Here is a 14,070-nt window from a genome sequence, read left to right on the forward strand (position 1 = left end):
GAGTCAGTTCCTTGCAGGTGCGCGTACGGTTGCGACAGCCTGCGCGGCCATGCCCTCGCCGCGGCCGGTGAAACCCAGGCGCTCGGTGGTGGTGGCCTTCACGCTGACCTGTCCCGGATCGAGACCGAGGATCGCCGCGATCGAGGCGCGGATTGCCTCGCGGTGCGGGCCGATCTTGGGCGCCTCGCAGATCAGCGTCACGTCGATGAAGTCGAGCACGCCGCCCTCGGCCGCTACCAGCGACGCGGCATGTTCGAGGAAGCGGGCTGAGGCCGCGCCGCGCCATTGTGGGTCGCTGGGCGGGAAGTGCATGCCGATATCGCCCGCGCCGATCGTCCCGAGCAGCGCATCGGTTATAGCGTGGAGCGCCACGTCGGCGTCGCTATGGCCCGACAGGCCCTTGCTGTGGGGCACGCGCACGCCGCCGAGCCACAGCGCCTCGCCCTCGGCGAAGCGGTGGACGTCATAGCCGGTGGCGGTGCGAACGCGCATGGAAGAAGCCAGCCGCGTCTCGGCGGCGGCGAAATCGGCGGGATGGGTGATCTTTTCGAGCATCGGGTCTCCGGAGACGAGCGCGACCTGGCCGCCGATCGCGCGCAGCATCTGGGCGTCGTCGGTCGCCTCCTTCTCAGCGGGCCAGCGGCGATGCGCGTCGAGAATGGCATCGAAGGCGAAGGCCTGCGGGGTCTGGACGCGGTAGAGGGTGTCGCGCGGGACGGTGTCGCCGATCAGGTCCCCTTCGCCGCGGACGAGCGTGTCGGCGACGGGGAGCGCGGGGATCGCCCCGCCAGCCGTGCCGAGGCTGGTCAGCAGGTCGTCGACGACCCGCGCCGGAAGAAAGGGCCTGGCCGCGTCGTGGATCAGAACATGGGTGAAGCCGCCGGCAAGCAGCGCCTCCAGCCCGTTCCGCACCGATTCGCGCCGGGTGGCGCCGCCGGTGACGAAGGTCGTGGTGCCGAGCGCCGCTTCGAGCAGCGCTTCCTGGCCTTCGCCGATCACGGTCAGCACCGCATGGATCTTGGGATGGCTGCTTAGCGCCTGATGGGCATAGGCGAGCAGCGGCTTGCCGCCAAGCAGGACATATTGCTTGGGCACACTGCCCCCGGCGCGGGTGCCGCTGCCGGCGGCGACGAGGATGGCGGCGGTCCTGAACGCGGTCATGGCGGAGCGCCTAGCGAAGTTTGCGGGGCAGCGGTAGGCCTGCACCGGCCGGGCAATGCTATGTCACGGCCCGCTCGGATTTCTGCGACCTTGCCCTTCCGGCCCCGGATCGCTACATGCGCTGCCTGATTTTCAGGCAGAATTGATGCGCGAACTCGCCCCCATCCAGATCGGCCCCGTCACGGTCGAAGCCCCGGTGCTGCTTGCGCCGATGACCGGTGTTACCGACCTGCCGTTCCGGCGGGCGGTGCGGCGCTTCGGCTCGGGCCTCAACGTCACCGAGATGATCGCCAGCGCCGCCGCGATCCGTGAGACGCGGCAATCGGTGCAGAAGGCGGCCTGGGACCCGATCGAGGAGCCCGTCTCGATGCAGCTGGTCGGCTGCACCCCGCACGAGATGGCCGAAGCCGCCAAGCTCAACGAGGATCGCGGCGCGTCGATCATCGACATCAACATGGGCTGCCCGGTCCGCAAGGTGACCAATGGCGATGCCGGCTCGGCGCTGATGCGCGACCTCGACCATGCCGGCGCGATCATTCGCGCCTGCGTCGACGCGGTGAAGGCGCCCGTGACCGTCAAGATGCGGATGGGCTGGGATCTCGACAGCCTCAACGCCCCCGAGCTCGCCAAGATCGCCCAGGATCTCGGCGCCAAGCTGGTGACGGTCCATGGTCGCACCCGCAACCAGATGTATCGCGGTTCGGCCGACTGGAGCTTCGTGCGCCGGGTGAAGGATGCCGTGTCGATCCCGGTGATCGTCAATGGCGATATCTGCTCGGTGGCCGATGCCCGCGAGGCCCTGGCCCAGTCGGGCGCGGACGGCGTGATGATCGGCCGCGGCGCCTATGGCAAGCCGTGGATCCTCCGCCAGGTGATGGACGCGCTGACCGGCAAGGGCGACAAGCCCGAACCCTCCATCGAAGAACAATATCGCGTGATCACCGAGCATTATGTCGAGACGCTCGGCCATTATGGCAACGAGGTGGGCGTTAACATGATGCGCAAGCATCTCGGCTGGTACACCAAGGGGCTGCACGGCTCGGCCGAGTTCCGAAACAAGGTCAACCAGGTCGTCGATCCGGTCAAGGTGCTCGACATGCTGGCGGAGTTCTACGAGCCGTGGCTTTCCCGCGCGGCGGCCTGAAGCGGTTCCGCCCGCAAACCGTAGAAGGACCCAGCTTCGCCGAATTGTTCGGCGCGCTGCCGGTAGCGGTGCTCGTGCTCGATCCGGACGGGCGCATCGCCCATGCCAACCCCGCCTGCGAGGTGCTGCTCAACCATAGCGAGACCAGCATGGTGGGCCAGCCATACGATGCGGTGCTGCTGCCTCCCGAGGATTATACCGAGCGCCGGGAAGGGCGCGGCTTCGCGGCGTTCGATGCCGAGATCGAGGCGGTGCGCGGCTCGCGGCTGCGCGTCGACTTCCTAGAAAGCCAGGTGCCCGACCATCCCGGCTGGCGGATCGTGACGCTGCATCACGCCCCGCAGGCGCGCAAGATGAACCATGGCCTCGACCGCACCGCCGGTGCGCGGGCCGCGATCGGTGCGGCGGCGATGCTGGGGCACGAGATCAAGAACCCCCTTTCCGGCATCCGCGGTGCGGCGCAATTGCTCCAGAGCGGCGGCGACCCCGAGACCAACGGCGAGCTCACCCGGCTGATCACCACCGAAGTCGATCGCATCGCCGCGCTGATCGACCGGATGCAGGATTTCACCGACACCCGGCCGCTCGATCTGGCCCCGACCAACATCTACCCGCTGCTCGATCATGGCCGCCGCGTGGCGCTGGCCGGGTTCGCTCGCGGGATCGTCATCGAGGAATGGTTCGATCCCTCGCTGCCGCCGGTGCTGGTCGATCGCGACGCCTTCCTGCAGGTGCTGATCAACCTGCTCAAGAACGCCGCCGAGGCACTGAAAGGCCTCGCCCAGCCGCGGATCATCCTGTCGACCGCCTTCCGCCACGGCATGTCGGTCAATGCAGGTCCCGGCCAGCCGCGGCGGCCGCTGCCGATCGAGATCTGCGTGATGGACAATGGCCCCGGCGCCCCCGCCGACATCGCCGAGCATCTGTTCGAGCCGTTCGTCTCGGGCAAGCCGGAGGGCAAGGGGCTGGGGCTGCCGCTCGTCGAGAAACTGGTGCGGGACATGGGCGGGATCGTCCAATATGCCCGCGAACGCGAACCGGAGGTTACGGTGTTCCGCATCCTGTTGCCGCGAGCCACGGCATGACGCCGGGCTCGGTTCTGGTCGTCGACGACGACGCCGCGATCCGCACCGTGGTCGCCGCCGCACTCAAGCGCGAGGGGCACCGCGTCGCCACCGCCGCGAGCGTCGCCGAGCTGCGCCGTGCGCTGACCACCGGCGTGCCCGATGTGCTGGTCACCGACGTGGTGCTGCCCGATGGCAATGGGCTCGATGTCGTCTCCGGGCTGATGGCCGAGCATCCGGCGCTGCCGGTGATCGTCTTCTCGGCGCAGAACACGCTGGCCACGGCCGTCCGCGCCACCGAAGTCGGCGCGTTCGACTATCTTCCCAAGCCGTTCGATCTCGACGTGCTGACCCATGCGGTGCAGAGCGCGATGGCGCGCGGCCGCCGTCGCCCCACCGACCAGCCCGATGCCGAGCAGGGCGGGGGCCCCTCGCTGATCGGCCGCTCGCCGGCGATGCAAGAGGTCTATCGGGTGATCGCCCGCGTCGTCTCCAACGATCTCACCGTGCTGATCAGCGGTGAGTCGGGGACCGGCAAGGAACTGGTCGCCAAGGCGATCCACGACCTGGGGCCCCGCCGCCGCGCGCCCTTCGTCGCGCTCAACATGGCAGCGATCCCGCGCGAACTGATCGAGGCCGAGCTGTTCGGTCATGAACGCGGCGCCTTCACCGGCGCCCAGGCGCGCGTAGCCGGCAAGTTCGAGCAGGCGGCCGGCGGGACTTTGTTCCTCGACGAGATCGGCGACATGCCGATGGATGCGCAGACGCGGCTGCTGCGCGTGCTCCAGTCGGGCGAGTTCACCACCGTCGGCGGCGCGCGGACGATCCGCGCCGATGTCCGCATCGTCGCGGCGACCAACAAGGATCTCGCCCAGCTGGTGCAGGTCGGCCAGTTCCGCGAGGACCTGTTCTACCGCCTCAACGTGGTGCCGATCAGCCTCCCGGCGCTGCGGGAGCGCCGCCAGGACATCCCGCTGCTCGCCCGTCATTTCCTCGACCGTGCCGCCGAGGACGGGCTGCCGCGCAAGCAGCTCGACAAGGACGCGGTGGCGCTGCTCGAGACGCTCGACTGGCCGGGCAATGTCCGCGAGCTCGAGAACTTGATGCGCCGCATCGCCGCACTGTCGCGCGACGAGTGGATCGACGCGGCCGCGCTCCGCCGTGCGCTGGGCGATGGCGGCGGCGTGATGCCGGTCGCCCGCGACGCCGGTATCGAGGCGGCGATCCGCGCCCGCCTGGAGCGGATCGCGCTGGAGGAGCCGCGCGCGCTCGACGACGGCACGCTCTACGACCGGATCATCAGCGAAGTCGAGCGCCCGCTGATCGAGATGATGCTTGCGCGCCACCAGCAGAACCAGCTGCGCGCCGCGCGGGCACTGGGGATCAATCGGAACACGCTTCGCAAGCGCCTGGATACGCTGGGAATTGCGACGCGAGGGGACGATCCGGCAAGCTAAAGACACGTGATCTGCGGCGGGCCGATGCGTACGGGTGACAAATCCGCAATATTATGTGTTCTTTTGGCCACAATCCCTGTGTACACAGAGTGCAATGGTCGCCGTAGCTCCAACGAGTCTCGATAGCCCTGAAGATTGGTCGCGCCCCGGACGGGCGTTTCGGCTGGTCGAGATGCTGGTGGTCGCGCTGGCCGTCGCTACGCCGATCATCACCTACTGGTTCGTTCGCCAGCATTCCAACCAGCAGCTGTTCAGCCCGGGCGTCGCCGCGGCGCTGCTGCTCGTCAACTTGCTCCCCTATGTCGCGCTGATCGTGCTGATCGGGCGGCGGATCGCGCTCAAGCGAACCGCGCGATCTGCCCTCGCAGGCGGCGGGCGGCTGCATGTGCGGCTGGTCGCGGTGTTCTCGCTGATGGCCAGCGTGCCGATCGTGCTGGCGGTGATCGCCGCCTCGATCATGTTCCAGTCGGGCATCCAGCTCTGGGGATCGGAGCGCGCGCGTGCGGCACTCACGTCGACCCAGGCGCTCGCCAATGAGGGCAAGGGGCTGGTGATCCAGCGCTGGAAGGGCGAGGCGCGGCAGATGGTCAGCGACATGCTCGAAACCTCGCCCAAGGTGCCCGAGCGTTCGGCCGTCTTCGAGGACTGGTTCCTCCGCCAGACCTATTTCCGCCAGTTCTTCCAGTCAGTGCTGTTCCGCGTGATCGACGGCAAGCGCGTCGAGGCGCTCTATGCCTATGAGGCGCCGTCCGGGCCCACCTTCAAGCGTCGCGTCTCGGGCAAGGTGCTCAATGTGCTGCGCAACGAGGACAGCTACATCAATTACGATTCCGAGATGGTGTGGGTGGTGACGCCGGTCGACCGTTCGGCGAACCTGTTCCTCTATGTCGCCACGCCGAACAACGTCGACTTCCTCAACCGCCAGAACCTCGCCTCGGATCGGATCGGGCATGAATATTCGGCGCTGATCGCCCGGTCGCGCTCGCTCCAGCTGCAGTTCAACGCGGTGCTGTTCGGCGTCGCGCTGCTGATCGTCGGCATCGCCACCTGGATCGCGCTTGCCGTGGCGGACCGGCTGGTGCGCCCGGTCGACCAGCTCGTTCAGGCGGCGGGGCAGGTGGCGGACGGCGACCTCAGCGCGCGGGTACCGACGCCGGAGCGGATCGACGAGATCGCCACGCTCGGCATCGCCTTCAACAGCATGACCGAGCGGTTGCAGGACCAGACCAACGCGCTGGTCACCGCCAACGCCCAGCTCGACAGCCGCCGTGCGCTGATCGAAGCGGTCATGTCGGGCGTGTCGGCGGGCGTGATCGCGATCGGTGGCGATCACCGGGTTCGGCTGATCAATGCCTCGGCGATCGCGCTGCTGCGCAACGCGGCCGAGCAACCGGTCGGCCAGCCGCTGGAGGCCCTCGCCCCCGAGCTCGAGACGATGCTGGCCAGCGGCGAGCGCGAGGGAATCGTGCAGATCGCCAGCGGCGGCGAGGCGCGGACGCTGGCGGTGAAGGTCACCACCGACGAGGGCGGCCAGGTGCTGACCTTCGACGACATCACCCAGCAGCTCAACGACCAGCGCCGCGCCGCCTGGGCGGACGTCGCGCGCCGCATCGCGCACGAGATCAAGAACCCGCTCACCCCGATCCAGCTCGCCGCGGAACGGCTCCAGCGCCGCTATGGCAAGCAGGTCGACCAGAGCGACGGCGTGTTCGCGCGGCTGACCGAGACGATCGTCCGCCAGGTCGGCGATCTGCGGCGGATGGTCGATGAATTCTCGTCCTTCGCGCGGATGCCCAAGCCGATGTTCCGGCGCGAGTCGCTGCTCGATATCGCCCGGCAGGCGATGTTCCTGCACGAAGTCGCGCACCCGACGCTGCGCTTCACCCTCGACGCACCCGATCCGGCGCCCTCGCTGGTGTGCGATCGCCGCCAGATCGGCCAGGCGCTGACCAACGTCGTCAAGAATGCCGTCGAGGCGATCGAGGCGCGCAACGAGGCGGCGGGGCAGGGGGCGGACCTGCTGCAGGGCGAGGTGCACCTCACCATCCAGCCCGAAGGCGATGACAAGCTGATGCTCACGCTTGCCGACAACGGCGTCGGCCTGCCGGTCGAGCGGGACCGGATCGTCGAACCCTATATGACGACGCGCAGCCGGGGCACCGGCCTGGGCCTCGCCATCGTCAAGAAGATCGTCGAAGAACATTGCGGCACGATCGGCTTTGCCGACCGCCCCGGCGGCGGTACGCTCGTGACGCTGTGCTTCGATACCGCGATGCTTGCCAGCGTTGCACTCACGGAGACGCCGGACGACGCGAAGGACGCGCGCCCGGCCATGCTCACCCGGATCGGAAGCAGAACATGAGCCTGGACATTCTCGTCGTCGACGACGAGCGCGACATCCGCGAACTGGTAGCCGGCGTGCTGGAGGACGAGGGGTACGCCACCCGCAACGCCGCCGACAGCGACTCGGCGCTGGAGGCCATCGCCGAGCGGCGGCCCAGCCTGGTGCTGCTCGATGTCTGGCTGCAGGGCTCGCGGCTCGACGGGCTCGAACTGCTCGACGAGATCAAGCGGCGCGATCCCTCGATCCCGGTGCTGGTGATCTCGGGCCACGGCAATCTGGATACCGCGGTGGCGGCGATTCGCCGCGGCGCCTCGGACTTTATCGAGAAACCCTTCGAGGCCGAGCGGCTGCTGCTGATGGTCGCGCGTGCGACCGAGACCGAACGCCTCCGCCGCGAAGTCGCCTCGCTGCGCGCGGTGACGGGGCGGGGGAACGACCTGCAGGGCACCTCCACCGCGATCAACACGGTGCGCGCCACCCTCAAGCGCGTCGCCTCGACCGGCAGCCGGGTGCTGATCACCGGCGGCGCCGGCGTCGGCAAGGAAGTCGCGGCGCGGCTGCTCCATGGCTGGAGCCAGCGCGCCGATGCGCCCTTCGTGATCGTCAGCGCGGCGCGGATGACGCCCGACCGGGTCGACGACGAGCTGTTCGGCGTTGAGGAGAGCGGTGACCTCGTCCGCCCCGGCTTGCTCGAACAGGCGCATGGCGGCACGCTGTTCCTCGACGAGATCGCCGACATGCCGGTCGCCACCCAGGCGCGGATCCTCCGCGTGCTGACCGACCAGAGCTTCAGCCGCGTCGGCGGCACCCGCGTGGTGAAGGTGGACGTCCGCGTAGTCTCGGCGACAGCGCGCGACCTGATGGCGGAGATCGCCGGCGGCCGCTTCCGCGAGGATCTCTATTACCGGCTCAACGTGGTGCCGGTGCCGATTCCGGCGCTGACCGATCGCCGCGAAGACATCCCCGCGCTGGTCGAGCATTATGTTGCCCACTATGCCTCCGAACGCCGCGTACCGACGCCCGAGATCGCCGCCGACGCGATGGTGGCGCTGCAGAGCTATGACTGGCCGGGCAATGTCCGCCAGCTGCGCAACGTCGTCGAGCGTACCGTAATCCTGGCGCCGGGCGACCGGATCGGCCGGATCGACGTCGACCTGCTGCCCCCCGAAGTGTTGGGCCGCCAGAACGACAGCGGCACCGGCATGGCCTCGAACGCGATCATGGGCGCCCCGCTCAAGGAAGCGCGCGAGAGCTTCGAGCGCGAATATCTGCGCGTCCAGATCCGCCGCTTCTCGGGCAACATCTCGCGCACCGCGAGCTTCATCGGGATGGAGCGCTCGGCGCTGCACCGCAAGCTCAAGCTGCTCGGCATCACCGACGCACGCGAGGATTGAGCCGCTATGGACGGAAGCGCACGAAGCTCCTAGATTGGATCCCGGCGCCGGGGTGGCGCCGACCCTGACGCCGGGAACGGCGCACCGCGGGACAAATCCCGCCAAGAATAAATGGAGCCACCATATGGCAGAGAAGCAGACTTCGCTTCAGGACCTGTTCCTCAACTCACTGCGCCGGTCGAAGACGCCGGTGACGATGTTCCTCGTCAAGGGCGTCAAGCTCCAGGGGATCGTCACCTGGTTCGATAATTTTTCGGTGCTGCTCCGCCGCGACGGCCAGTCGCAGCTGATCTACAAGCATGCCATTTCCACCATCATGCCCTCGGGCCCGATGGACCTTGCCGCGCTGCTCACGGCGGCGGGCGAATATCAGCACAAGAACCCGGTGCTGCAGGAAATCTTCCTGAATGCGGTCCGCAAGCAGCAGGAAAACGTCACCATGTTCCTCGTGAACGGCGTGATGCTGCAAGGCCAGATCGCGGCATTCGACCTGTTCTGCATGCTGCTCCAGCGCGAGGGCATGGCCCAGCTGGTCTACAAGCATGCGGTCTCCACCGTGCAACCCGCGCACCCGCTGAACCTCGCCGAGGAAACCAACGGCGGCGACGAGGATTGATCCTCGCATGAGCACTGGTTTCGAGCGCGACCCCGACGAATTCGCGCGGGGCGCACGCGCGCTCGTCGTTTATCCGGACATGGGCGGAAGCTCGCGCGACGCCGAGGCGCGGCTGGAGGAAACGGCCGGCCTCGCCGCGGCGATCGGCGTCGACGTGGTCGAGCGGGTCGCCGTTCGGCTGCGCCAGCCCAAGCCTGGCACGCTGATCGGCTCGGGCCAGGTGGAAGCCCTGGCCGAGACGGTCCGCGACGGCGAGCTGCAGCTCGCGGTATTCGATGCGGGCCTGACGCCGGTGCAGCAGCGCAACCTCGAGACGGCGCTGGGCTGCAAGGTGATCGACCGTACCGGCCTGATCCTCGAAATCTTCGGCGAACGCGCGCGTACCGCCGAAGGGCGGTTGCAGGTCGAACTCGCGCACCTTGACTATCAGGCGGGCCGGCTGGTCCGAAGCTGGACCCACCTCGAGCGGCAGCGCGGCGGCTTCGGCTTCCTCGGCGGCCCGGGCGAAACCCAGATCGAAGCCGACCGCCGCTTGATCCGCGACCGCATGGCGCGGCTCCGGCGCGAGCTCGACCAGGTCAGCCGCACCCGCACGCTCCACCGCGACCGGCGGCAGCGTGCGCCCTGGCCGGTGGTGGCGCTGGTCGGCTATACCAATGCCGGCAAGTCGACCTTGTTCAACCGGCTGACCGGTGCCGGGGTGATGGCGGAGAATCTGCTGTTCGCCACGCTCGACCCGACGTTGCGCCAGATTTCGCTGCCGGGCATCGACAAGGCGATCGTGTCGGACACGGTGGGCTTCGTCTCCGAACTGCCGACCCAGCTGGTCGCCGCCTTCAAGGCGACGCTGGAGGAGGTGGTCTCGGCCGACCTGCTGATCCATGTGCGCGACATCGCGCATCCCGATACCGAAGCGCAGCGCGTGGACGTAGAGAAGGTGCTCCAGGAAATCGGCGTGTCCGAGCAGACGCCGCGCTTCGAGGCGTGGAACAAGCTCGACCTGCTCGACGATGAGCAGCGCGAAGATGCGCTGGCGATGGCTGCGCGCCGCACCGACGAGGTGCGGGTGATCTCTGCGCTGACCGGGGAGGGCGTCGACTCGCTGGTGGAAGCTGTCGCCGCGCGGCTCACCGAGGGGCATCGCCGCTATACCCTGCGGCTGGATCCTGCCGACGGCGCGGCTGCGGCGTGGCTGCACCAGCATGGCGACGTGATCGAGCAGCATATCGAGGACGAGCAGGCGGTCTACGAAGTCCGCATGGCGCCGCGCGACTACGAGCGGTTCGTCACGCGGGGGTAAGCGGAGCGCAAGTGCTCTTGACGCCGTTTCTACGCTTACTCCGTCATCCCGGCGAAAGCCGGAATCCATCGGCGCTACGTTGCGGCTCTTGCTGCAAGCGAGAGGCGAATGGATCCCGGCTCGCCGGGATGACGTCTGGAAGATGGCGAAGGGCTTAGCGCCCTCAGCCGCGCTTCACCGCCTGCCAGAGCGCTTCCTTGCCCTCCAGATCCAGCCCCACGAACGACTCGCCGGCGCGATCTTCCATCGCCTTGAAGCGTCGCTCGAACTTGCCGTTCGCCGCGCGCAGCGCCGCCTCGGGCTCGATGCCCAGCTTGCGGGCAAAGTTGACCACCGCGAAGAGCAGGTCGCCCACCTCTTCGGCGCGATGCGCCTCGTTCTCGGCGGTCTCCACCTCTTCGAGTTCCTCCAGGATCTTCTCCCGCGCGCCGCTGGCATCGGGCCAGTCAAAGCCGGTGCGCGCCGCCCGCTTCTGGAGCTTCTCGGCGCGGAGCAGCGCGGGCAGGCCGATCGCCACGCCGTCGAGCGCGCTCGACGCGCCCTTGGCACCACGCTCCTCGGCCTTGATGACTTCCCAGAGATGATGGCCGCCTTCGGCCTTGTCGCCGAAGATATGCGGGTGGCGCCGCTCCATCTTGTCGCTGATCGAGGTGACCACGTCGGCCAGCGCGAACTGGCCGGCTTCCTCGGCGATACGGGCATGGAACACCACCTGGAGCAGCAGGTCGCCCAACTCGTCCTTCAGCTCGCTGATGTCGCCACGCTCGATGGCGTCGGCCACTTCATAGGCTTCCTCGATCGTAAAGGGCGCGATCGTCTCGAAGGTCTGCGCCACATCCCATTCGCAGCCGCGCTCGGGATCGCGCAGGCGCTCCATGATGGCGACCAGGCGATCTATACCGGTGGGGGACGTCATGCAAAAGGCCTCCTGAACGCGGGTGCGGACAGGAGGCCTTTGCAGGTCGCATGCGGCTTAGGCAAGCCGCTCGGGGGTCAGTCGAGCCGGCGCCCGAGTTCCTTGTTGAAGTAGAGTGCGATCAGCGTGCCCGCAGCGCCCGAGAGCAGATACAGGCCCGAAGCGATCACGCCCCAGTTGGCGGCGAGCAGCAGCGCAGCGAGCGGGGCGAAGCCGGCGCCGAACAGCCAGGCCAGGTCCGACGTCAGCGCCGCGCCGGTGTAGCGGGCGCGCTTCGGGAAGTTGCTGGCAACCGCACCCGAGGACTGGCCGAAGGCAAGGCCGAGCAGGATGAAGCCGATCACCATGAACACCGTCTCGCCGGCATTGCCCTTTTCGAGCAACTGCGGCGCGAAGCCCGAATAGGCGGCGATGGCAAGCGCGGTGTAGGCGAGCAGCGAGCGGCGACCGATCCGGTCGGCAAGGATGCCCGAGATCACGATCGCGACCAGACCGCAGGCGGCAGCGCCGACTTCGATCCACAGGAAACGGGTCAGGTTTTCGTTGGTGAACAGTGCGATCCACGACAGCGGGAACACGGTGACCATGTGGAACAGCGCGAAGCTCGCCAGTGGTGCGAAGGCACCGATGATGATGTTGCGCCATTGCGCCTTGATCGTCGCGGTGACGCGCGAGGGCGTCAGTTCGCGGCTCTCGAACAGCTTCACATATTCGGGGGCCACGACCATGCGCAGGCGGGCGAACAGCGCCACCACGTTGAGCGCGAAGGCGACGAAGAACGGATAGCGCCAGCCCCAGCTCATGAAGTCGGCCGAGTCGAGCGCGCTCAGGAAATAGGCGAACAGCCCGCTCGCCACGATCAGGCCGAGCGGCGCGCCGAGCTGCGGCACCATCGCATACCAGCCACGACGCGCTGGCGGCGCATTCAGCGCCAGCAGCGAGGCGAGGCCGTCCCAGGCGCCGCCCAGCGCCAGGCCCTGTAGCAGGCGCAGTGCCGCCAGCAGGATCGCCGACCAGATGCCGACCTGCTCATAGCCGGGCAGGAACGCCATGGTCACCGTCGCCGTGCCGAGCAGGAACAGCGCCAGCGTGAGCTTCGCGCCGCGTCCATGACGGCGATCAATGCGCATGAAGAGCTGGGTGCCGATAGGACGGGCGATGAAAGCAAGCGGGAAGAGGGCGAACGACCAGAGCGTGCCGGTCACGCGATCCATGTAGGGAAACACCAGCGCCGGGAAGACCAGCACCGAAGCGATCGCGTAGACGAAGAAGTCGAAGAACTCGGATGTTCGTCCGATGATCACCCCGATGGCGATATCGCCGGGGCGAAGGTGATCGTCACCGTGCGAGGTGTTGATCAGGCGGGCGTCATGTTCGATCTGCGTCGAACCAAGCTGAGCATTGGCCATGGGGATATGTCTACCGCAAAGCTTTGGGGAAAGCACCTAGGGAAACTCTCGGGTTGCAGCCATGGGACAAATTGTCCTATTTCGCACCCGCACAACCCCTCCTAACTCGCGGCCGCTATGTTTCGATCCATGACCCCGTTCCGTCGTGCCCTCCGGCCGATCGCCCTGATCGCACCCCTTGCTGCACCGCTGCTCCTCGGCGGGTGCGACCTCGTCGTGATGAATCCATCCGGCGATGTTGCACGGCAGCAGGCCGACCTGATCCTCTGGTCGGTATTTTTGATGCTGCTCATCATCGTACCGGTGATGATCCTGACGGTGGTTTTCGCGATCAAGTATCGCGCGAGCAACACCGAGTCGGAATATGCTCCGGACTGGGATCACTCGACCCGGATCGAGCTGGTGATCTGGTCGGCCCCGCTGCTGATCATCATCGCGCTCGGCGCGCTGACCTGGCTCACGACGCACCAGCTGGACCCGTACCGGCCGCTGGACCGCATCGCACCGGGCAAGCCAATTCCGGCCGGCCAGCAGCCGCTGGAGATCCAGGTCGTCTCGCTCGACTGGAAGTGGCTGTTCATCTATCCCGAGCAGGGCGTCGCCACGGTGAACGAGCTGGTGCTGCCGGCCGATCGCCAGGTGCGCTTCCGCCTGACCTCGTCGAGCGTGATGAACACCTTCTACGTGCCGGCGCTGGCGGGCATGATCTACACGATGCCGGGCATGGAAACGAAGCTCCACGCGGTGATGAACCGCGTCGGCACCTTCGAGGGCCAGAGCGCCAATTATAGCGGCGCGGGCTTCTCCTACATGCACTTCCCGACCCAGTCGGTGGATGCGGCTGGCTTCGACGAGTGGGTCGCCAAGACCAAAGCTTCCGCCCAGGCGCTCGACACCACCGAGTATCTGACGCTCGAAAAGCCGAGCGAGAAGGTGCCGGCGATGCACTTCGGCACCGTCGAGGGCGGTTTGTTCGATCGCATCGTCCAGATGTGCGTGAAGCCCGGCACCGCCTGCGGCCACGGCATGATGCACCATAGTGCGGGTGCCCAGGAAGTCGCGCCTGCGGTAAACGACCGTCCGGGCGAAGGCGCCGATGGTGCGCTGATGAAGTCGCCGGACGAGATGAAGACCAGTCCGCACCTGACCCATCCGCACGGCGCTCCCGCCGGCCACACCGAACCCGGCGCGGATTCGAACCGTAACATGACCCGCATGGACGCGTCGGCCTATCCCGGCCGCGCGGCGGCGGGCGAGGCTTGAGC

General features: G+C 67.7%; 11 protein-coding genes. 8 read left to right on the forward strand and 3 right to left on the reverse strand.

Translation table 11 applies throughout. From position 1 onward, the window contains the following. Window positions 1–3 precede the first annotated feature (3 nt). On the reverse strand, window positions 4–1,161 hold the full coding sequence (locus ACTJKY_RS13725) for a bifunctional 2-C-methyl-D-erythritol 4-phosphate cytidylyltransferase/2-C-methyl-D-erythritol 2,4-cyclodiphosphate synthase (protein WP_440846692.1): 1,158 nt from the start codon (window positions 1,159–1,161) through the stop codon (window positions 4–6). 145 nt (window positions 1,162–1,306) lie between these two features. Here ACTJKY_RS13725 and dusB point away from each other — a divergent pair, with 145 nt between their 5' ends. The 7 genes from dusB (at window position 1,307) to hflX (ending at window position 10,480) form a co-directional block, all read left to right on the forward strand. Then, window positions 1,307–2,305, forward strand: coding sequence for a tRNA dihydrouridine synthase DusB (gene dusB, locus ACTJKY_RS13730; protein WP_440846693.1), 999 nt, complete (start codon window positions 1,307–1,309; stop codon window positions 2,303–2,305). Beyond that, window positions 2,281–3,390 carry a two-component system sensor histidine kinase NtrB gene (locus ACTJKY_RS13735; protein ID WP_440846694.1) on the forward strand — a complete coding sequence of 370 codons (1,110 nt, stop codon included), beginning with the start codon at window positions 2,281–2,283 and terminating at the stop codon, window positions 3,388–3,390. Before dusB ends, ACTJKY_RS13735 begins: the two co-directional genes overlap by 25 nt. Then, window positions 3,387–4,826, forward strand: a complete 1,440-nt coding sequence (gene ntrC, locus ACTJKY_RS13740) for a nitrogen regulation protein NR(I) (protein WP_440846695.1) — start codon at window positions 3,387–3,389, stop codon at window positions 4,824–4,826. Before ACTJKY_RS13735 ends, ntrC begins: the two co-directional genes overlap by 4 nt. Before the next feature lie 94 nt (window positions 4,827–4,920). Next, entirely contained in the window at window positions 4,921–7,188 is a 2,268-nt protein-coding gene (locus tag ACTJKY_RS13745; RefSeq protein WP_440846696.1) for an ATP-binding protein, read from the forward strand. Next, window positions 7,185–8,564, forward strand: a complete 1,380-nt coding sequence (gene ntrX / locus ACTJKY_RS13750) for a nitrogen assimilation response regulator NtrX (protein ID WP_440846697.1) — start codon at window positions 7,185–7,187, stop codon at window positions 8,562–8,564. Before ACTJKY_RS13745 ends, ntrX begins: the two co-directional genes overlap by 4 nt. A 64-nt stretch (window positions 8,565–8,628) precedes the next feature. Continuing rightward, complete coding sequence (gene hfq / locus ACTJKY_RS13755; protein WP_277600097.1) at window positions 8,629–9,180, forward strand: RNA chaperone Hfq; 552 nt, start codon at window positions 8,629–8,631, stop codon at window positions 9,178–9,180. 7 nt (window positions 9,181–9,187) lie between these two features. Next, the gene (gene hflX, locus ACTJKY_RS13760) at window positions 9,188–10,480 is read left to right on the forward strand and encodes a GTPase HflX (RefSeq protein ID WP_440846698.1); all 1,293 of its coding nucleotides are present in this window, start codon (window positions 9,188–9,190) and stop codon (window positions 10,478–10,480) included. Between the two features lie 163 nt (window positions 10,481–10,643). Here hflX and mazG read toward each other — a convergent pair whose 3' ends face one another. Together mazG and ACTJKY_RS13770 are read right to left on the reverse strand one after the other, a co-directional pair. Next, complete coding sequence (gene mazG, locus ACTJKY_RS13765) at window positions 10,644–11,396, reverse strand: nucleoside triphosphate pyrophosphohydrolase (RefSeq protein ID WP_440846699.1); 753 nt, start codon at window positions 11,394–11,396, stop codon at window positions 10,644–10,646. A gap of 77 nt (window positions 11,397–11,473) precedes the next feature. After that, the gene (locus tag ACTJKY_RS13770) at window positions 11,474–12,805 is read right to left on the reverse strand and encodes an MFS transporter (protein ID WP_440846700.1); all 1,332 of its coding nucleotides are present in this window, start codon (window positions 12,803–12,805) and stop codon (window positions 11,474–11,476) included. Window positions 12,806–12,922: 117 nt separating this feature from the next. Between ACTJKY_RS13770 and cyoA the strand changes: the two genes are divergently transcribed. Then, window positions 12,923–14,068: a ubiquinol oxidase subunit II gene (cyoA, locus tag ACTJKY_RS13775; RefSeq protein ID WP_440846701.1), complete on the forward strand. Its 1,146-nt coding sequence runs from the start codon at window positions 12,923–12,925 to the stop codon at window positions 14,066–14,068. Window positions 14,069–14,070: the final 2 nt, after the last annotated feature.

Origin of the sequence: Sphingomonas sp. 22176 (assembly GCF_052045505.1) — a bacterium.
In the GTDB taxonomy this organism is placed as follows: Bacteria; Pseudomonadota; Alphaproteobacteria; order Sphingomonadales; family Sphingomonadaceae; genus Sphingomonas.

Excerpts from the sequence above, each read along its gene's own strand:
- ntrC (WP_440846695.1), top strand. The coding sequence starts at position 3,387 with ATGACGCCGGGCTCGGTTCTGGTCGTCGACGACGACGCCGCGATCCGC.
- mazG (WP_440846699.1), bottom strand. The coding sequence starts at position 11,396 with ATGACGTCCCCCACCGGTATAGATCGCCTGGTCGCCATCATGGAGCGC.
- hflX (WP_440846698.1), top strand. The coding sequence starts at position 9,188 with ATGAGCACTGGTTTCGAGCGCGACCCCGACGAATTCGCGCGGGGCGCA.
- ACTJKY_RS13725 (WP_440846692.1), bottom strand. The coding sequence starts at position 1,161 with ATGACCGCGTTCAGGACCGCCGCCATCCTCGTCGCCGCCGGCAGCGGC.
- dusB (WP_440846693.1), top strand. The coding sequence starts at position 1,307 with ATGCGCGAACTCGCCCCCATCCAGATCGGCCCCGTCACGGTCGAAGCC.
- ACTJKY_RS13770 (WP_440846700.1), bottom strand. The coding sequence starts at position 12,805 with ATGGCCAATGCTCAGCTTGGTTCGACGCAGATCGAACATGACGCCCGC.
- cyoA (WP_440846701.1), top strand. The coding sequence starts at position 12,923 with ATGTTTCGATCCATGACCCCGTTCCGTCGTGCCCTCCGGCCGATCGCC.
- ntrX (WP_440846697.1), top strand. The coding sequence starts at position 7,185 with ATGAGCCTGGACATTCTCGTCGTCGACGACGAGCGCGACATCCGCGAA.
- ACTJKY_RS13745 (WP_440846696.1), top strand. The coding sequence starts at position 4,921 with ATGGTCGCCGTAGCTCCAACGAGTCTCGATAGCCCTGAAGATTGGTCG.